Below are 16,851 nucleotides of genomic sequence, written 5' to 3'. Positions count from 1 at the left end.
CTATGGGATATCCTATAGCCTTTCTTATTCACTGATATGACATATAGATAAAACTAGTAATTAAGGAGAGAGAAAGCATGGCCAAAAAGGAGTTGCAGCCTGCGGTAAATACCAGCCATATTCCTTCAGGGAAAAGCTGGTTACGATATAACTTGTTAAGGATGAAAGGTCAACGTCAATTGTTATGGATGTCTTTTCCCTTCATTATATTTATCGCCATTTTTGCGTACGGTCCTTTATGGGGTTGGCTGATGGCCTTTCAGAATTTTAGACCGGGCATTGGCTTTATGGAGCAGCAGTGGGTAGGGTTAGATCATTTTATGACGTTATTTACGGACCCTACATTTTTACGTGTCATTCGAAACACATTAGCGATGAGTTTAATCAGTTTGTTTTTAGGGTTTGTGGGTTCGATTGGGCTTGCGCTCTTATTAAATGAACTACGTTTCGTATTATTTAAACGTGTGGTGCAGACCGTTTCCTATCTTCCGCACTTTTTATCATGGATTATCGTGACAGGAATTGTGGCGAATGTATTATCAACAGAAACTGGAATTGTAAATATATTACTGATGAAATTTGGTTTAATCGATACACCCATCAATTTTTTTGCCGAACCTAAATACTTCTGGGGTATTGTAGGCCTGTCGAGCATGTGGAAGGAGATCGGTTGGGGGACAATTATTTATTTAGCTTCAATGGCGGCGATTAATCCGAGTCTATATGAGGCGGCTTCCATTGACGGAGCGGGTCGTTTCCGTAAAATGTTTAACGTTACGCTTCCAAGCATCAAACCAACGATTATTATCCTACTCATTATCAACGTGGGTAACGTACTGAATGCAGGCTTTGAGATTCAATATTTGCTGGGGAATGGACTTGTGCAGGATGTATCCGAGACGATCGACATCTTTGTTTTAAAATACGGGATTAATCTTGGTAACTACTCACTTGCCACCGCAGCAGGGATTTTCAAAAGTGTAGTCAGTCTGGTGCTCATCTTTATCGCCAATGGGATTGCGAAGTCTCTTGGTGAAGAGCGGTTGATATGATAAGGAGGTGGAGCTGTGAAGGTTTATAGTAGAAAACGAATAAAACGAAGTCTAGGGGATACGATTTTTTCGGTCACTAATGGCATTTTGATGTTACTTGTGATGGTGGTTACGTTATATCCATTTTTAAACACGATTGCCGTCTCTTTTAATAATGGTCTGGATACGATTCGCGGGGGAATCTATTTATGGCCAAGAGAATGGACGCTACAAAACTATGTTTCGGTGTTCCAAAATCCGCATTTGACGCAAGCGGCATTTATTTCTGTTGCTAGAACCGTAGTGGGGACGGTCGTGCAGCTCTTTTGTACAGCGATGTTGGCTTACGTGCTAAGCCGAAAGGAATATATGTTTAACAAGTTTGCCACAACGATGTTTGTAATAACGATGTATTTTAGCGGTGGACTAATTCCAGGTTATATGTTGATTAAACAAGTGGGACTTTTGAACAGCTTTTGGGTGTACATTATTCCAGGCTTAATTGGTGTGTTTAATATGATTGTTATTCGTACTTACATTCAGGGGTTATCTGAAGGGCTAATTGAATCGGCAAAAATGGACGGCGCTGGAGATTTTCGTATTTTCATGCAAATTGTATTTCCACTATCCAAGCCCGTATTAGCTACGGTCGCCTTATTTATTGCCGTAGGTCAGTGGAACTCTTGGTTTGACTCTATGCTTTATACGGCAGGTAACCGCAACTTGACCACCCTACAATATGAGCTGATGAAGCTATTATCCTCAGCAACTTCACAAGGGGGAACGGTCAATGTGGATCAATATAAAAATGTCACGAGCATGGTCACTCCTGTATCGATTCGAGCAGCGATCACCATCGTGACAGCGATGCCAATTATTTTGCTCTATCCGTTCTTGCAAAAATATTTTGTTACTGGACTTACGATTGGTGGGGTGAAGGAGTAACGTAAAGCATAGGCATAAGCGTAAGCATAAGCAATACAGTCAATTTAATTATGTGAATATTTAAACGTAGAACGTCTCTTAAATATTGAGTCTTTCCCTACTGTAGCCAGTAGCTATCGGTGGATGGAGTGATCTATTTGGGGGCGTTCTTTTTTATGAAAAAAATTATGGACTGCTCGAAGTTATTATTTTTGGATATATAGTAACAAACCATAATTTGATAAGTTAGTAATATTCATATAGAACAGAGGTAATTTCTTTTATTCTTTTAATCACCATGGTGTAGAAAGTAGGGAATGTCATGAGCAATTTAGTTGAAGAAAATCTTAGCACAATAAGACAACAGATGAAGATAGCTTGTCAGGCATCAGGCCGTGATCCGCAGGAAGTACAGCTATTATTAGCAACCAAAACAGTACCCCTTGAAAAGCTACAAATGGCGATGCAAGCAGGTGAGGTATTGTTTGGAGAAAACAAAGCGCAGGAGCTTCGAGATAAATTCCCGCTGATGGAGCAATACAATAAGGTAGAATGGCATTTTATTGGGCATCTACAGACCAATAAGGTCAAGGACGTCGTTAAATATGTGACGTTAATCCATTCTGTTGATCGTTTGAAGCTTGGTCAAGTGTTACATCAACAGCTCCTGAAGGAAAATCGAACCATGGATATATTGGTACAGGTGAATACGTCGTACGAAGAAAGTAAGTTTGGTATTGCGCCTGAAGCAGCGGTGGAATTAGTAGAGCAATTGTCACAGCTTGAAACCTTAAATATTAAAGGACTAATGACAATAGGAAAATTAGGGGCTACCAATGAGGAAACAAGAGGATGCTTCCGCTTATTAAAATCGATTCAATCTCAAATTAAACAAAAAAACATCCCACGTGTAGAGATGGATGTACTCTCCATGGGGATGTCAGGTGATTTTATGGTGGCCATTGAGGAAGGCGCAACGATTATTCGCGTTGGGACTAAAGTGTTTGGCGAGCGTTATTTGCCTGATAGTTATTATTGGAATGAGAATGTACATCTAAAATAATTTCTGCTAGTGAGGTAATTCCCGCTTCGATGGCGTCTTCATCTACTTTGGCAAAACCAAGCACCCAGCCCTTTCGTGTGCTTTCTAATCCATATTGGCTAAGTGGATAAATACGGATACCTCTTTCTAATGCTAGCTTTGTCACTTTTGCTTCATCAAAGGTTGAACTAGCTTCAAGTAACATATGGAGCCCAGTTTCAGCACCAGTAAGTGTAAAGTGCTCGCTTAAGCCGGTTGAAATGATCGCTTTGGTCATGGCAGCATGTCTACGGCGGTAAATATTACGTACTTTCCTCATGTGCCGCATGAACAGGCCACGCTCCATAAAATGGGTTAACGTTAGCTGCTCCATAATTGGTAGGTGGCGGTACGTTAATCCCTGAACACGGGCGAGCTGAGCAATCGCTTCTTTGGAGCCAACTAAAGCAGACATCCGAATGCCAGGAGCAATCATTTTGGAAAAGCTTAGCATGTACAACGTGTTTTGTGGGCGTTGACTAAATAAAGTAGGTAATGGATCACCACGATAGCGAAATTCGCTGTCATAATCATCCTCTACTATCCATAAGCCTTTTTCTGCCGCTAAATGTAGAAGCTGCTGCCTACGCGGCTCCGACATAATTACACCAACAGCACATTGATGTGAAGGCGTGACATAGACAAGCTCAGATTGAGGGTCAATGTGATCTACACACAATCCATGCTCGTCCACGGGCACAGGTACTACGTTCATATTACGGTATTTCATCGCCATCCATGCCGCAGGGAAGCCTGGGTCTTCAACTGAGACGGTCGCTCCTTCATGCAATAAGGCTTGGGCAATGAGATCGAGGCTATGCTGTGCACCTGAGGTTAGTAGGATTTGATCTACGCTAACATGAACCCCTCTTTCAAGGGATAAGTAACGAGCGATTTGCTCTCGTAAGGGCAAAAATCCATACGCATCACCATAAGCCCAGCTATCTATAGTTGAATCTGTGGACGCATGTAAAAAAGAACGTCGCCAATCCTTGAGAAAGTGTTCATCTAAATAGGGCTCGTGGGGGGTAAAGTCAATTTGAATTTCAGCTTGCTCACTAGTATTACTATCGCTATCATTGCCAAACCAGTTGCTTAAATGGCTAAGGGCAGAGTCTAATAACGGTAAAGGGGGCAAGGTAGGTCCTTTGTGGGATAGCTCTTCAGCTAGGTTGGCGTGATACGTCCATTCACTTACTCTTGTTCCACCACGACGAGAGGTTACAGTATACCCTCGACTATATAGCTCCTCATATACCGTTTGAATCGTGGAACGGGAAACACCAATTCGTTGAGCTAGCTCACGTGTGGGGAGAAGCAACTCACCTGGGGGCCATTTTCCAGTCGTAATATTAGAAATCGCTTGATCCAGTAGCTGCTGCCAAATCGGCCGAGGATCGTGACGGTTTACTGTAAGCAAGGCATTTCCCTCCAAATCAATCAATCCATTTCTAACTATATTATCGTGCAAAAATGTTGTAATTACAACGCATTAGAGAAAGGAAGATCACTATGAAAAGGTTAGCTCAGCAAGACAAAACGATATTTAATGCAATTACCCAAGAACTGTCGAGACAGCAGGATAAAATAGAGCTGATCGCCTCAGAAAACTTTGTGAGTGAGGCGGTGATGGAAGCAACAGGATCAGTTTTGACTAACAAGTATGCAGAGGGGTACCCCGGAAGAAGGTATTATGGTGGGTGCGAATATGTGGATCAAGCGGAGGATCTAGCCATTCAACGTGCAAAGGAGCTTTTTGGCGCAGCGCATGTAAATGTACAGCCTTATGCTGGGGCGCAGGCGAATATGGCGGTTTATTTCGCTGCTGTTGAAGTAGGCGACACCATCTTAGGCATGAATTTAGCGCATGGTGGACATTTGACACACGGAAGTCCAGTTAATTTTTCTGGTAGGCTGTATAACTTTGTGCCTTACGGTGTGGATGAGCAGACGGGACGGATTGATTTTGATCAGGTACGACGGCTTGCTCATAAGCATCGCCCACGTATGATTGTGGCAGGAGCTAGTGCTTACCCACGTACGATTGATTTTGAGCTATTTTCTCAAATTGCAGCTGAGGTTGGTGCGCTTTTATTTGTAGATATGGCGCATATTGCTGGAATTGTGGCGGCGGGGTTACATCCAAGCCCAATTCCTTATGCTCATTTTGTTACGACAACGACTCATAAAACCTTGCGTGGGCCAAGAGGGGCAATCATTATGTGCAATAGTGCATGGGGACAAGCCATCGATAAAGCGATTTTCCCTACTATTCAAGGGGGGCCATTTATGCATACTATTGCTGCCAAAGCTGTTGCTTTTGGAGAGGCGCTCCAGCCTGATTTTAATTTTTATATACAAAATGTACTGGAAAATGCTAAGGTGCTTGCTGAGAGCTTATTAAATGAGGGATTCACTTTGGTATCTGGAGGAACAGATAATCATATTGTGCTTGTGGACTTACGTTCTATTGGAAGTACTGGGAAGGAAGCTGAACGTCTATTAGATGAGGTTGGTATTACTGCTAACAAAAATACGATTCCACATGATACACAAAGTCCATTAATTACAAGTGGCATTCGCTTAGGTACACCTGCAATGACAACGCGTGGCTTAGGCGGGGGAGAAATGAAGGAAATTGCCAAGTTAATTGGGTTAGTCCTTAAAAATCCTGAGAGCAGTGCCATTAAGGAAAAGGTATCAAAAAGCGTGCAGGAAATGACGGCGCAATTCCCTTTATATGAACAATTACGGAGGAATTACAGCACACTATTTTAGAGAAATGGAAGTGAATTAGATGAGAGTTCATTATTTACAGCATGTTCCGTTTGAAACACCTGAAAAAATGGCGGATTGGGTACAGGATAATGGATTTACGCTAAGTGGGACTTTGTTATATGAGCATAATCAAATTCCGCTTCAATCGGAATTTGATTTGCTGATTGTGTTAGGGGGGCCGATGAGCGTACATGATGAAGTGGATTTTCCGTGGCTCATTCAAGAAAAGACATTTATTAAAGAGACGATAGCTCAAAAAAAATTAGTGCTTGGTATCTGCTTAGGAGCGCAATTAATTGCAGAGGTGCTTGGAGGGAAGGTCTACAAAAATTCATATACGGAAATAGGTTGGTTTGCTGTAAAAATGACAGCAGAGGCACAAGACACAAAGTTTTTGCGGAATCTCCCTCAGGAGTATACCCCTTTTCATTGGCATGGGGAAACATTTCAGTTGCCTGACACAATAAAAAGCGCCGCACAGAGTTTTGGTTGTGGCAACCAAGCATTTGAATATCAGGGTCATGTTGTTGGACTTCAATTTCACTTAGAGAGCAGTAATGCCAGTATTGAAAGGTTAATTAACCATTGTGGAGATGAAATGACGGCTGGAGAATACATTCAGCAGGCGCCTCAAATGTTGGATCAGACATCATTACTTCGTCAATCTAATGCTATTTTAGTGAAGCTACTTGACGCAATGTTGGAAAGCTATCGGCTATCGAAGTAACCAATATCAGCACCAACTTTCGTCAATTTGTATATTTTGTATCAGACGAAATTGAAAAAACACCAGATTTTAATGTCTGGTGCTTTTCACTCCTTGACTGCTTAGAATAATGCTAAAAATTACATGAAACATGTGTAAACTTGTCTTCTGTTTTATAAAATAATCCTTCGCTTACTTATTATAATAAGAAGTAGTCATTGGGATAAAGAAGCCGCCTTCTACAGGCTGATTAATATCAAACGAAATATTTTTTACACCCGTAATATTTACTTCAATCGTTTGTAGTCCTGAAGCAGGTGTGATACCTTCTACCTTTTTGAGCAAGGCGTTAGTGTCGATATCTCTAATTTCAAGTGTCTTCACATCCTGACCGATTGCGGCAAACTGCACGACAAGCTTTGAATATTTTCCGTTTGGACTAAGCGCTGTGTACTTAAATTGAGAGTTTGGTGCGCTATAGAGCACCTCGCTATAATCCTTGTCACCTAGCTTAGTAAGCTTAGGGTCCTTTGTATAAAGTGTGTTATTGTAGTCCTCTTTACTAATTGGAACGTTGGTTTGTTGTTGACCAGCATCATCACCACCGATAATAACTTCTTTCGCTGCTGCATCGTAGCCTACTGGCACATCAAGTAGAGAAGCTACTGATCTTACAGGTAAGTAAGTAACGCCCTTGTAAGTAATCGGAAGAATAGGTTGACCGTTGATGTCCTTTAACTGAACAATTTCTCCATGAGCACGAACCTTCAGATCCCCATTTAAAAAGGCCTTAATCTCTTGCAGATTGCCACTAGCGAGCGCACCCGCTGTAATCCCAATCAATAGAAGTAGTGAACCTCCGAGTGCAGTTAGCAGTTTTTTCTTCATAATTATCTCCTCTCTATGCAATGCTTTTTTTTTGAAGAGTATAACAAAGTTCGTATTTCTAATCAATACATAGTATAAATATCCAGAAGTGTAAATGTATCTTACTTCATATCGATCAGGGACGAAGACGATGTATATAATTTTTAGGCGTAAGTTGGCTGAATTGTTTAAAATCCTTGATGAAATGATTTTGATCGCAATAACCAAGCTCATAAATATGATCTAGGATATGGGGGTATTCGCTAACCTCTAGCGCTTGTACCACATGCTGAAACCGTATGATTCGGCTGAATAGCTTGGGAGACAACCCTACATACTTTTCAAAAATTTTGACCATATAACGAGTGGAATATCCACAGTCATTGGATAAATCTGCAATGTTGAGGTTTCCATTGGACTCAATAATTCTCTCCGTTGCATATTGTATCAATGGATTAATTTTTAGTTCATCCTTAATATAATCGATGTAATAGCTTTCAAATGCAGTAATCCGTTCCTCAAAATTAGTTGCTTCAGCTACTCTTGATAAGAGAATATCTGCATATGGCAATACATCCTGCACAGGAAACTCCTGACCACTAAACATACCAATAGGATGCTTGAAGAAATGCTCGGCATATCCTGGTAAAAAGCAGATCGAAAAATAATTGCACCCCTGACGAATAAAAAGTCCTTCGGTCCCTTGGTACAAATTACCGCAAAGGTTAGCGGAGGGATGTTCCGGATGACAGCAAATGACCAGATGGACACAGCCATCAGGGATAATCGTAGCTTGATTAATATAATTTGTATCTACATAATGTTCAGTAAAAATGAGGCCTCCGTTAAATAAAGGTGAGCCTTTGGAGCGTGCTTCAGAATAAGAACTTACCACATTCTCTAGCAGGGGTTGAGAAGGCTGATAAATCTTTGATTGGTGTGTAGGTGTCATGAAACATAGGCTCCTTTCTTCTGACGATCGTTCAACAATTAAATTAAACCAACTTAATCTATTGGAAATATAGATTTTATACTATTTTACTGGTTTCAAATTTGTTGTCAATGTCTTTAGTGATATAAACCAGTTCTTATTTTTACTATATTTCTGTGGGCTCGTATTTTAAAATCATTAAAACCACATGTGTTTACTGTATTTTATGAGTAAAAGGGAGGAATTAGAATGAGCAAGCCAAGTACAGCGCCATTTCGTTTTGATGTTGTAGGTAGTTTTTTAAGGCCCCAGGAGTTGAAGACGGCAAGAGAAAAGTTTGCTAAAGGGGAATTTACAGCAGAGGAATTAAAAGCTGTAGAGGACCAAGCGATTACTGATTTGGTGAAAAAGCAAAGGGAAGCGGGCTTAAAGGTAGCAACGGATGGGGAATTTCGTAGAAGCTGGTGGCATCTTGACTTCTTCTGGGGTTTACAAGGTGTTGGTAAAACAACTAATAATTCCACTAGTGTATTCAAAAGTGCAGCGACTCGGTCAGATTCTGCGGAGCTTACAGGCAAGATCAGCGGAGAAAACCATCCCTTTCTGGAGCATTTCAAATTTGTAAAACGTATTGCCGGTGAAGATATTGTAGTACGTCAGACAATCCCCTCGCCAACGCAGTTTTTTCATCTTTTAATTTCACCTAAAAATATAAACAATACGAAGCAATTTTATCCTGATCGAGAAGAGTTAATCCAAGATATTGTAAAGGCGTTTAAGAACGTCATCGGAGATCTGTATGATGCGGGTTGCCGTAATGTACAATTTGATGATTGCTCATGGGGGCAATTTTTTGAAGGTCGCTCTAATGCATTTGATCAGGATAGAAGCACGGATGAACAGCGTAAAGAAGAAAAGCTCAGAATTAACAACCTAGTGTTGGCAGATCGACCTGACGATCTGATTATTACCACGCATGTATGCCGCGGTAATTTCCGTTCATCTTGGGCAACCTCGGGCGGATACGAGCCAGTTGCAGAGGCTTTATTCGCTAAACAAAACGTGGATGCTTATTATTTGGAATACGATTCTGATCGTGCTGGTGGATTTGAGCCATTACGTTATGTCGGCAATGACAAAAAGGTGGTATTGGGCTTAATCACGTCCAAAACTCCAGAGCTTGAGGACAAAGCCGAGATTATTCAGCGTATTCGTGAAGCTGCTCAATATGTTGAACTAGATCGACTTTATTTAAGTCCACAATGTGGCTTTGCTTCCACGGAAGAAGGCAATATTTTGACAGAGGAAGAGCAATGGGCGAAGCTTCGACTCATTAAGGAGATTACGGAAGAGGTCTGGGGCAATAACTAGTACGCATTGAATAGTTAAATTTAATTGTCTGGACAATCTCTATCTGAGAGGGGGATTTTTTTGCAGGAAGTAAGAGTAAGCAGTACCTGGCAAAGAGCGGCTGTCTATTATGTGCGTATTCATACTATGGTCAAAGGCATGAATATTCCTCTGGAGATGGAATTTGATCAGCATGATGGAGAACAGGCAAAATATATGCTGTTGCTAGATGGAAGCGAACCTGTTGCCGCGGCTAGATTGAATATTATAGATAGCGATACAGCTAAAATTGAACGTGTCTGTGTTTTAGCTAAATATCAGGGTAACGGCTATGGACGTATCTTAATTGAAGCAACGGAGCGCTGGGCAAAGGAATTTCAAGCCAAGAAGATCATTATCACAAGCCAAGATCGAGCGGTAGGCTTTTATGAAAAACTGGGTTATCGTGCGGATTGGGATATTAGTTATGAGCCCTCCTTTATTAAGATTGTTTATATGGATAAATGGATATAACGGAAAGAGAAAATATAAGCCGGTACAGCCGAGGTATTAGTTCATGGGCTGTACCGGCTTTTTAATACTTCTTTTTATTTGGAAAATATAGAAAAATATATATTTTATCGCCGCTGAGGGCAGTTGTCAATAGCGAAAATCATAATTCGGTTGTTCTGATTTTTACTATCTTTGCAGGTCACATTGGTTTAAAATCTCTTAAAACACACATGAATACTTGGAATTGATAGGGGAGGTAATTTAATGACAAAAGAGATAAAAGCTACAGAAGGACAAAACCTGTTGTGTTGTACTGAGCCCTGTGGAGGGGAAACGTTGGGATGAGTCACGATATTGAGCAACGTGTATATCCAGAGAGCGGGGATGCTACTTCTAACCATAATAGCAAGAGTGATGGGAATGTTAGTGTGCCTAACTTGGTCATTTGCAATAACTGCAAGGATCGGGAATGGAGTCGTGTAGCTGAATTAATGAGTCATTTTGGTTTATCCAATGCCACACCAGAGATTCATCGGCAAGCATTTGAAAGCAGCTATGCCGTTACATTTATTTATGATAGTGGTACATTGATTGGTTTTGGGCGAGCATTGTCTGACGGAGTATCTCAAGCGGCCATATACAACATCGTTGTCGATGAGCGGTATCATGGCAAAGGATTGGGACGACTGATTATAAACAATTTATTGACCTTTGTTGGGCATTGCAACGTTGTTTTATATACGCACCCTAATACGGTGGACTTCTATCGTCGTCTTGGCTTCAAGTCGATGAAGACGGGGTTAGCACTGTATCGGAACGAACCACTTTTGAAGGAAATGGGATTTATAGAATAGAGGAGGAATATGAAATGGCAGAGGCAGAAATCCGAGTTAGACCTAAAGAAATTGAGCACGAAATTGATGAACGTGGATTTTTTGTACGGCAAAAAAATCGGTTTGATACTCCGTTTGGCGAAGGTGAAGATAAATTACCAGTAGAAGCGGGACGTTATCGCCTCATTTGGGCAAAAGGTTGCCATTGGTCAAACCGTGCTTCTATCGTACGTGAGCTGTTAGGATTAGAAGATGCTATTGGCATCAATCTAGTGGGAAGAGGCAAGCATGAAGTGGATTTGGGCTGGGAATTTGTTTACGACGAGAATGGCAAGGACCCTGTTTTAGATGTACAGTTTCTATCTGAGCTTTATGCGAATGCAGATCCAGAATATACAGGTAGAGCAACTGTACCCGCTGTGATTGACATTAAAACAAAAAAAGTAGTGAATAACGATTATGTGTGGCTAACTAATTACCTTGAAAATGAGTTTGCATCACTGCATAAACCAGGTGCACCTGATCTCTATCCAGAGCATTTAAGACTTGAGATTGACAAGTATAATGATTTCTTATTCGACAACGTTAACAATGGCGTTTATAAGGCGATGTTTGCTCAGACCATTGAGGCGTACAACCTTGCGTTCCACCATTTATACAAGGCATTGGATGAAATTGAGGAGCGTCTGGAAAATAATCGTTTCTTGTTTGGCGATTACGTAACGGATTCCGATGTTCGGTTGTTTGTAACTTTGGCTCGGTTTGATACCTATTATTTTAAAAATCTAGGGCCAATTCGCAATCGCATTGTCGACTTTAAAAATATCTGGGGTTACGCTCGTGATCTATATGAAATTCCTGCGTTCAAAAATAATTCTTATCTTCGTGATATGGCACAAAGTAATAAAAAGAGGGTTGGCATCTTTATCGATTATAACACTCGCTTTTGGGATCAGATCGATTATGAGGGAATTTGGTCCGAGCCGCAAAACCGCAAGGAAAAAAGTAGTGATCCAGAACATAAGTTTTTGACAAAAGAATAGGGGGATATAGAGATGAAAAAGTGGGGGAAAATCGGACTGGGCATTGTAGCAGCAACATTAACGTTGGCACTTGTGGCTTGCGGAAATGAGAAAGTAGCTGAAAAAGGTAATACAACAGCAAATAACACTCAAAAAACTAAAATCACGATTGCAACAGGAGGAAATCCTAAGCCGTTTTCTTATTTAAATGATAACAATGAATTGGATGGTTACGATATTCAAGTAGTGAAAAAGATATTTGAAGGTTTACCACAATATGATGCCACGATTGAAGCAACAGAGTTTGCTTCCGTATTTGCAGGACTAGATTCAGACCGTTACCAGATTGGTGCCAATAACTTTGCTAAAAATGCAAAACGAGCAGAGAAATATTACTTCTCAGACCCTATTTTCAAAAATCAGTATGTAATCGCTGTGGCTGAAAACCGTGACGATATTAAATCCTTTGCTGATCTTGAAGGGAAGTCAACTGAGGTTAGCTCAGGTGTTAACTATACTGTGGCGCTGGAGGAGTACAACGAATCACTTGCTAAAACCCCTGTGAAGCTAAAGTATACGGAAGCGGAAATGGTACCTATTCTTCAAAATGTGGAAAGTGGAGCCAGTGATTTTAACCTGATCGACAATTCAATGCTTCAATTATATATCAATGAATATGGGTTGAAGCTGAAAGCTATACCTTTGTCTCAGGAGGATTCAGACCGAATCGGCGTGCCTTACAGCTATTTGCTCCTCAGCAAAGGTAGCAACAGCGAACAACTACTGAAGGATGTCAACGCTCGAATCAAAGAATTGATCAAAGATGGCAGCATTACAGAAATCAGCCAAAAGTATCTGCATGGCGACTTTGCTCCAGAAGTGCAATAAGGGATCGTAGAGATGCCTAACATATTTGATGTAGAGCTTGTTTTTACGCTGATTCCAAAGCTGTTAAAATATTTGCCGGTTACGTTGTATTTGACCGCAATATCCATGCTAGCAGGGCTATTGCTGGGGCTCCTGCTCGCCATAATAAAAATGAAAAAAATACCTGTATTGTACCAATTGGGTACGGTGTTTATTTCCTTCACACGAGGAACGCCAATACTAGTTCAGCTTTACCTGACCTATGCTGGTATTCCGATTGTACTTAAGTACATCAACTATTATTATGAAACAAGCTATAATGTAAATTCAATTCCTGCACTTTTTTATGTACTATTGGCATTATCATTAAATGAAGCAGCCTACAGCTCTGAAATTATTCGCGGAGCACTACAATCTGTAGACAAAGGGCAAATCGAAGCCGCTCATTCACTGGGGATGTCCCCGTGGCAGGTGCTAAGACGAGTTATTTTGCCAGAAGCCTTTGTGGTGGCACTTCCGACACTTGGGAATGCACTAATCGGTCTGATGAAGGGGACCTCATTAGCGTTTGTCTGCTCCGTGGTGGAAATGACGGCTTATTCCAAAATTTTGGCTGGCAACAACCTGCGTTACTTTGAATCCTATTGTGCGTTGGCATTGATCTATTGGGGACTTACCATTATTATTGAACAAATTATTTCCTACTTGGAAAAGCGACTGGATATAGACTTAAGAAGCGCAAGAAAAAGAAAGGGGGATGTGATCCTTGATTGAAATTAGCGGTTTAACAAAATCCTTTCATGGACACATCGTTCTCAAAGAGCTAGATTTAACGATTAGAAGAGGGGATGTTGTAGCTATAATCGGCTCATCCGGTTCTGGGAAATCTACTTTTCTTCGCTCCATTAATTTATTGGAAACACCAGATTCAGGAAGCATTTCAATTGATGATTTCAAGGTGAATGTCGCTAAAGCATCCCGATCGGAAACACAACGGCTTCGCAAAAGTACAGCGATGGTATTCCAGCAATTTAATCTATTTCGTCAGAAAACGGCGCTTGAAAATGTGATGGAGGGTTTAGTTATTGTTAAAAAAATAGCGAAGGAGGAAGCGCGTAAAATTGCCCATCAGCAGTTGGCAAGAGTGGGATTGTCTGACCGGATTAATCATTTCCCTAAGCAACTTTCAGGTGGACAACAGCAACGTGTAGCCATTGCCCGCGCACTTGCGATGCAGCCAGAGCTATTGTTATTTGATGAGCCTACCTCAGCGCTTGATCCAGAATTGGTGGGAGAGGTACTGGATACGATTAAGCAGACGGCGGAGGAAGGCTATACGATGTTGCTTGTTTCTCATGAGATGAACTTTGTTCGCAAGGTAGCGACAAGGGTGTTATTTCTTGATAAAGGTGTCATTGTAGAGGACGGAACACCAGATGAGGTGTTTGGCTCGCCCAAAAGTGATCGGACGAAGCAATTTCTTGCCAATTACTATCGGGATTTTGAGCCAGAGTTTTCGATATAATAGATTTCATTAGAAAACCGATGGACATTTACGTTAAGTAAATATTCATCGGTTTTCTTTAGCTTTAAAATAAGAAAGGATTGATTATTGATTTGTAACTAAGTAAAGCAATGGATCATCAATGGATCGGAATTTCTACTGAAAATGGCGCGTGTACTTTCATTGGATAGGAGGAGAGCTGTATTTTAATTTCATCCTTTAATGCTGCACCATTTTCGATTGTATATGACATTCTAGGATAGTTTTTATCAGTTGATTCAGCGTGATCCATACGAGAACTTATTACTTCATAAGAATGATCTGCAGAATCTTTTACTTCAGTAAAATAAGGAATATAGCTATTTTTCATGTCGTCCAGAATATCAAGCTGGAGAATTAAATCTTTACCATCTACCGTACTTGTAACAAATTTAAGACCATTTGGGGCACCAATCAATTCTTTTGAATTTAAGTTAAGACGAAAATCTAATTCAGATCTGTCCATACCCGAGAAGCCAGAGCCTTTCAAAGTAAGCTTTTTAGGCATGGAAAAATACATGCTTTCGAAATGAATCGATCGAGTTCCCTCACCACTTGGAGAATTTGTCCTCCATATATGACCTTGTTCATCAATAAGCTGTAGCTCACTGAGACCAAATATTTCTTTGGTATTGCGTGGATCAAATTGCACATCCAGCACCAAATGAGTTGGATATATAGTTGCTTGTTTGATATGAATATTTTGTCCATCTAACGTTAACGTTTCATTTATATTAATATTTTTCTCCATACCTTTGGTTAAATTTTTATCAATTGGCGTCGTCACCTTCCACTGTGCTGAAAGCGTTTTGTCTTCTGGCGTGAGTACAACTGTGAGCTTGTCAGGAGGATCGATGTCACTTGGGAATTTAGCATCTAACACATCACTAAAAACTTGACCCTCTATAACAGAATTAGGAAGAGAACGAATAAATCCCACAGGTAATATTTTTCCGTTTTCATCAAGTAAATCGATTGAGTAGCTACTTTTAGGAGCGTCTTTTAACCCCTTAATCTTGTAGAAAATGACCATACGTGATTTGTCAGTAACAATGCCCTCGACAGTGAGAGAAATTCCGTCATGCTCGTCAGTAATACCTACCTTCTGTGTGAGAGCATGATTCATAGCCGTCATAACTCCTTTGTCCGGAATAATAATATTAACGATGCCCTCCATGCCTGGGAACTGCTTTACAAAGCCTGCAAATGTAGGAGAAATACGAATATATCCAGTAAATATCAAAACAAATACAGCAACTGAGATCGAGCTCATAACCCAGCGCATACGAATTTTATGTTTTCGTGTAGCTTGCTTAATTCCAGTATGGACAGCCAAGGATGTCGAAATACTGGGTACTGAAATTGTGTCATATTCTGTTTTGCGAGTCAGCAGTCTGGTTTCCAATAACTCATATGGATTGTGTTCATCAGTCATAGCTATTTTGCTCCTTTCGGTTCAAGTTGGTCACGTAGCTTGCCAAGGGCGCGGTGCAATCGTGATTTTACCGTACCAGATGGGATTTCGAGAATGTCTGCAACTTCAGTGAGTGAAAAACCTTCGAAGTAGCTAAGAATGATAATTTGCTTGTAATGTGGTTCTAAGTCGGCTACAGCTGTTGCGAGATCAGGGTCCTGTGGGCAATCCCAACTGCTAGGCTCCTCCATACCCGTATGAACATTCGTAATGGGTCTAAACCGATTTTGCCGTTTGCGTTCGTCTGCACAACAATTTAATAAAATACGGATCATCCACGTCCCAAAGTAGTTGGGTTCTTTTAATTTTTTAAGATTGCGGTATGCTCTGTAGGTTGATTCTTGTATGACTTCTAGTGCATCATCCTCGTTATGTAAATAAGCATAAGCAATTCGGTACAGACGGCTCTGATGCATTTCCATTAAGGCAGCAAAAGCTTCTGCATCCCCTTTTTGTGCCGCTAAGGTAAGTTGAGAAGGGGTCACATGGCGCCTCCTTTCATAGAGTAATTTAAAATAAGTAATTTAAACATTAGACAGTGAAAGTAGTCGAACGGTTCTTGTAATTATAAAATATTTATTCTTACTTCTTGGTGGAGTTAAGATTACAAATAAGGCTCTATTTAGAAATTAGTACTTAACAATGATAGAAGTCTGAAAGCTACGCTCCAGAGCGTTCTTGCGATTGTTGTTAAAATCATATTCCTTTTTATTAAAGTCTATTTATGGTTGGAATTTGATTTTAAGAGACACTCTTCAGAATCGCTCTGTCTCTTCGCTAGTTCGGGTCCCGTCAAGCACTAATTTTAAGATTGAGCCATACGTAATTTTTAAAAATTAAGATTACAAATAATTGTTTTTATATACGTAATTTAATAGAGTTAAAACAGAATAAATAAATTTAATTTCAAAAGTCACAGACATATGATGACTAGATCATATCGCTCAATAAG

At 40.5% G+C, this 16,851-nt stretch carries 17 protein-coding genes; 12 read left to right on the top strand and 5 right to left on the bottom strand.

Going from position 1 to position 16,851, the window contains the following annotated elements; genetic code table 11:
- Nucleotides 1–77 precede the first annotated feature (77 nt).
- From J2Z32_RS02325 to J2Z32_RS02315, 3 genes are all read left to right on the top strand, one after another.
- Nucleotides 78–1,052, top strand: coding sequence for an ABC transporter permease (locus tag J2Z32_RS02325; protein WP_210087507.1), 975 nt, complete (start codon nt 78–80; stop codon nt 1,050–1,052).
- 90 nt (nt 1,053–1,142) lie between these two features.
- Nucleotides 1,143–1,976 carry a carbohydrate ABC transporter permease gene (locus tag J2Z32_RS02320; RefSeq protein WP_245251105.1) on the top strand — a complete coding sequence of 278 codons (834 nt, stop codon included), beginning with the start codon at nt 1,143–1,145 and terminating at the stop codon, nt 1,974–1,976.
- A gap of 301 nt (nt 1,977–2,277) precedes the next feature.
- The gene (locus J2Z32_RS02315) at nt 2,278–3,018 is read left to right on the top strand and encodes a YggS family pyridoxal phosphate-dependent enzyme (protein ID WP_210087505.1); all 741 of its coding nucleotides are present in this window, start codon (nt 2,278–2,280) and stop codon (nt 3,016–3,018) included.
- Here the strand turns inward: J2Z32_RS02315 and pdxR are convergent.
- Nucleotides 2,951–4,456, bottom strand: a complete 1,506-nt coding sequence (pdxR, locus tag J2Z32_RS02310; protein ID WP_210087504.1) for a MocR-like pyridoxine biosynthesis transcription factor PdxR — start codon at nt 4,454–4,456, stop codon at nt 2,951–2,953. The genes J2Z32_RS02315 and pdxR overlap by 68 nt on opposite strands.
- Before the next feature lie 92 nt (nt 4,457–4,548).
- Between pdxR and glyA the strand changes: the two genes are divergently transcribed.
- Entirely contained in the window at nt 4,549–5,814 is a 1,266-nt protein-coding gene (gene glyA, locus J2Z32_RS02305; RefSeq protein WP_210087503.1) for a serine hydroxymethyltransferase, read from the top strand.
- A gap of 19 nt (nt 5,815–5,833) precedes the next feature.
- Nucleotides 5,834–6,541: a type 1 glutamine amidotransferase gene (locus tag J2Z32_RS02300; protein ID WP_210087502.1), complete on the top strand. Its 708-nt coding sequence runs from the start codon at nt 5,834–5,836 to the stop codon at nt 6,539–6,541.
- 171 nt (nt 6,542–6,712) lie between these two features.
- Here J2Z32_RS02300 and J2Z32_RS02295 read toward each other — a convergent pair whose 3' ends face one another.
- Together J2Z32_RS02295 and J2Z32_RS02290 are read right to left on the bottom strand one after the other, a co-directional pair.
- On the bottom strand, nt 6,713–7,408 hold the full coding sequence (locus J2Z32_RS02295; protein ID WP_210087501.1) for a stalk domain-containing protein: 696 nt from the start codon (nt 7,406–7,408) through the stop codon (nt 6,713–6,715).
- Between the two features lie 115 nt (nt 7,409–7,523).
- Complete coding sequence (locus J2Z32_RS02290; protein WP_210087500.1) at nt 7,524–8,339, bottom strand: helix-turn-helix domain-containing protein; 816 nt, start codon at nt 8,337–8,339, stop codon at nt 7,524–7,526.
- Between the two features lie 228 nt (nt 8,340–8,567).
- Here J2Z32_RS02290 and J2Z32_RS02285 point away from each other — a divergent pair, with 228 nt between their 5' ends.
- From J2Z32_RS02285 to J2Z32_RS02255, 7 genes are all read left to right on the top strand, one after another.
- On the top strand, nt 8,568–9,689 hold the full coding sequence (locus J2Z32_RS02285) for a 5-methyltetrahydropteroyltriglutamate--homocysteine S-methyltransferase (RefSeq protein WP_210087499.1): 1,122 nt from the start codon (nt 8,568–8,570) through the stop codon (nt 9,687–9,689).
- A gap of 60 nt (nt 9,690–9,749) precedes the next feature.
- The gene (locus J2Z32_RS02280) at nt 9,750–10,181 is read left to right on the top strand and encodes a GNAT family N-acetyltransferase (RefSeq protein WP_245251051.1); all 432 of its coding nucleotides are present in this window, start codon (nt 9,750–9,752) and stop codon (nt 10,179–10,181) included.
- A gap of 320 nt (nt 10,182–10,501) precedes the next feature.
- On the top strand, nt 10,502–11,014 hold the full coding sequence (locus J2Z32_RS02275) for a GNAT family N-acetyltransferase (RefSeq protein WP_210087498.1): 513 nt from the start codon (nt 10,502–10,504) through the stop codon (nt 11,012–11,014).
- A gap of 14 nt (nt 11,015–11,028) precedes the next feature.
- A complete protein-coding gene (locus J2Z32_RS02270) occupies nt 11,029–12,036 on the top strand; it encodes a glutathione S-transferase C-terminal domain-containing protein (protein WP_210087497.1) in 1,008 nt (335 codons plus the stop codon).
- Between the two features lie 12 nt (nt 12,037–12,048).
- Nucleotides 12,049–12,903, top strand: a complete 855-nt coding sequence (locus tag J2Z32_RS02265) for a transporter substrate-binding domain-containing protein (RefSeq protein ID WP_210087496.1) — start codon at nt 12,049–12,051, stop codon at nt 12,901–12,903.
- Nucleotides 12,904–12,915: 12 nt separating this feature from the next.
- Nucleotides 12,916–13,656 carry an amino acid ABC transporter permease gene (locus tag J2Z32_RS02260; RefSeq protein WP_210087495.1) on the top strand — a complete coding sequence of 247 codons (741 nt, stop codon included), beginning with the start codon at nt 12,916–12,918 and terminating at the stop codon, nt 13,654–13,656.
- The gene (locus tag J2Z32_RS02255) at nt 13,649–14,407 is read left to right on the top strand and encodes an amino acid ABC transporter ATP-binding protein (protein WP_210087494.1); all 759 of its coding nucleotides are present in this window, start codon (nt 13,649–13,651) and stop codon (nt 14,405–14,407) included. Before J2Z32_RS02260 ends, J2Z32_RS02255 begins: the two co-directional genes overlap by 8 nt.
- A 118-nt stretch (nt 14,408–14,525) precedes the next feature.
- Here the strand turns inward: J2Z32_RS02255 and J2Z32_RS02250 are convergent, their stop codons facing one another.
- Entirely contained in the window at nt 14,526–15,860 is a 1,335-nt protein-coding gene (locus J2Z32_RS02250; protein ID WP_210087493.1) for a DUF4179 domain-containing protein, read from the bottom strand.
- A 2-nt stretch (nt 15,861–15,862) separates the two neighbouring features.
- Nucleotides 15,863–16,384, bottom strand: coding sequence for a sigma-70 family RNA polymerase sigma factor (locus J2Z32_RS02245; protein WP_210087492.1), 522 nt, complete (start codon nt 16,382–16,384; stop codon nt 15,863–15,865).
- Nucleotides 16,385–16,851: the final 467 nt, after the last annotated feature.

The sequence above is a fragment of the Paenibacillus turicensis genome (genome assembly GCF_017873435.1).
GTDB lineage: Bacteria > Bacillota > Bacilli > Paenibacillales > Paenibacillaceae > Fontibacillus > Fontibacillus turicensis.
This window is presented reverse-complemented; position numbering and strand designations above follow the sequence as displayed.

Bases quoted from the DNA above. Each gene is read 5' to 3' on its own strand.
- J2Z32_RS02325 (WP_210087507.1), top strand. From the start codon at position 78: ATGGCCAAAAAGGAGTTGCAGCCTGCGGTAAATACCAGCCATATTCCT.
- J2Z32_RS02320 (WP_245251105.1), top strand. From the start codon at position 1,143: ATGTTACTTGTGATGGTGGTTACGTTATATCCATTTTTAAACACGATT.
- J2Z32_RS02315 (WP_210087505.1), top strand. From the start codon at position 2,278: ATGAGCAATTTAGTTGAAGAAAATCTTAGCACAATAAGACAACAGATG.
- glyA (WP_210087503.1), top strand. From the start codon at position 4,549: ATGAAAAGGTTAGCTCAGCAAGACAAAACGATATTTAATGCAATTACC.
- J2Z32_RS02300 (WP_210087502.1), top strand. From the start codon at position 5,834: ATGAGAGTTCATTATTTACAGCATGTTCCGTTTGAAACACCTGAAAAA.
- J2Z32_RS02295 (WP_210087501.1), bottom strand. From the start codon at position 7,408: ATGAAGAAAAAACTGCTAACTGCACTCGGAGGTTCACTACTTCTATTG.
- J2Z32_RS02290 (WP_210087500.1), bottom strand. From the start codon at position 8,339: ATGACACCTACACACCAATCAAAGATTTATCAGCCTTCTCAACCCCTG.
- J2Z32_RS02285 (WP_210087499.1), top strand. From the start codon at position 8,568: ATGAGCAAGCCAAGTACAGCGCCATTTCGTTTTGATGTTGTAGGTAGT.
- J2Z32_RS02275 (WP_210087498.1), top strand. From the start codon at position 10,502: ATGAGTCACGATATTGAGCAACGTGTATATCCAGAGAGCGGGGATGCT.
- J2Z32_RS02270 (WP_210087497.1), top strand. From the start codon at position 11,029: ATGGCAGAGGCAGAAATCCGAGTTAGACCTAAAGAAATTGAGCACGAA.
- J2Z32_RS02265 (WP_210087496.1), top strand. From the start codon at position 12,049: ATGAAAAAGTGGGGGAAAATCGGACTGGGCATTGTAGCAGCAACATTA.
- J2Z32_RS02260 (WP_210087495.1), top strand. From the start codon at position 12,916: ATGCCTAACATATTTGATGTAGAGCTTGTTTTTACGCTGATTCCAAAG.
- J2Z32_RS02250 (WP_210087493.1), bottom strand. From the start codon at position 15,860: ATGACTGATGAACACAATCCATATGAGTTATTGGAAACCAGACTGCTG.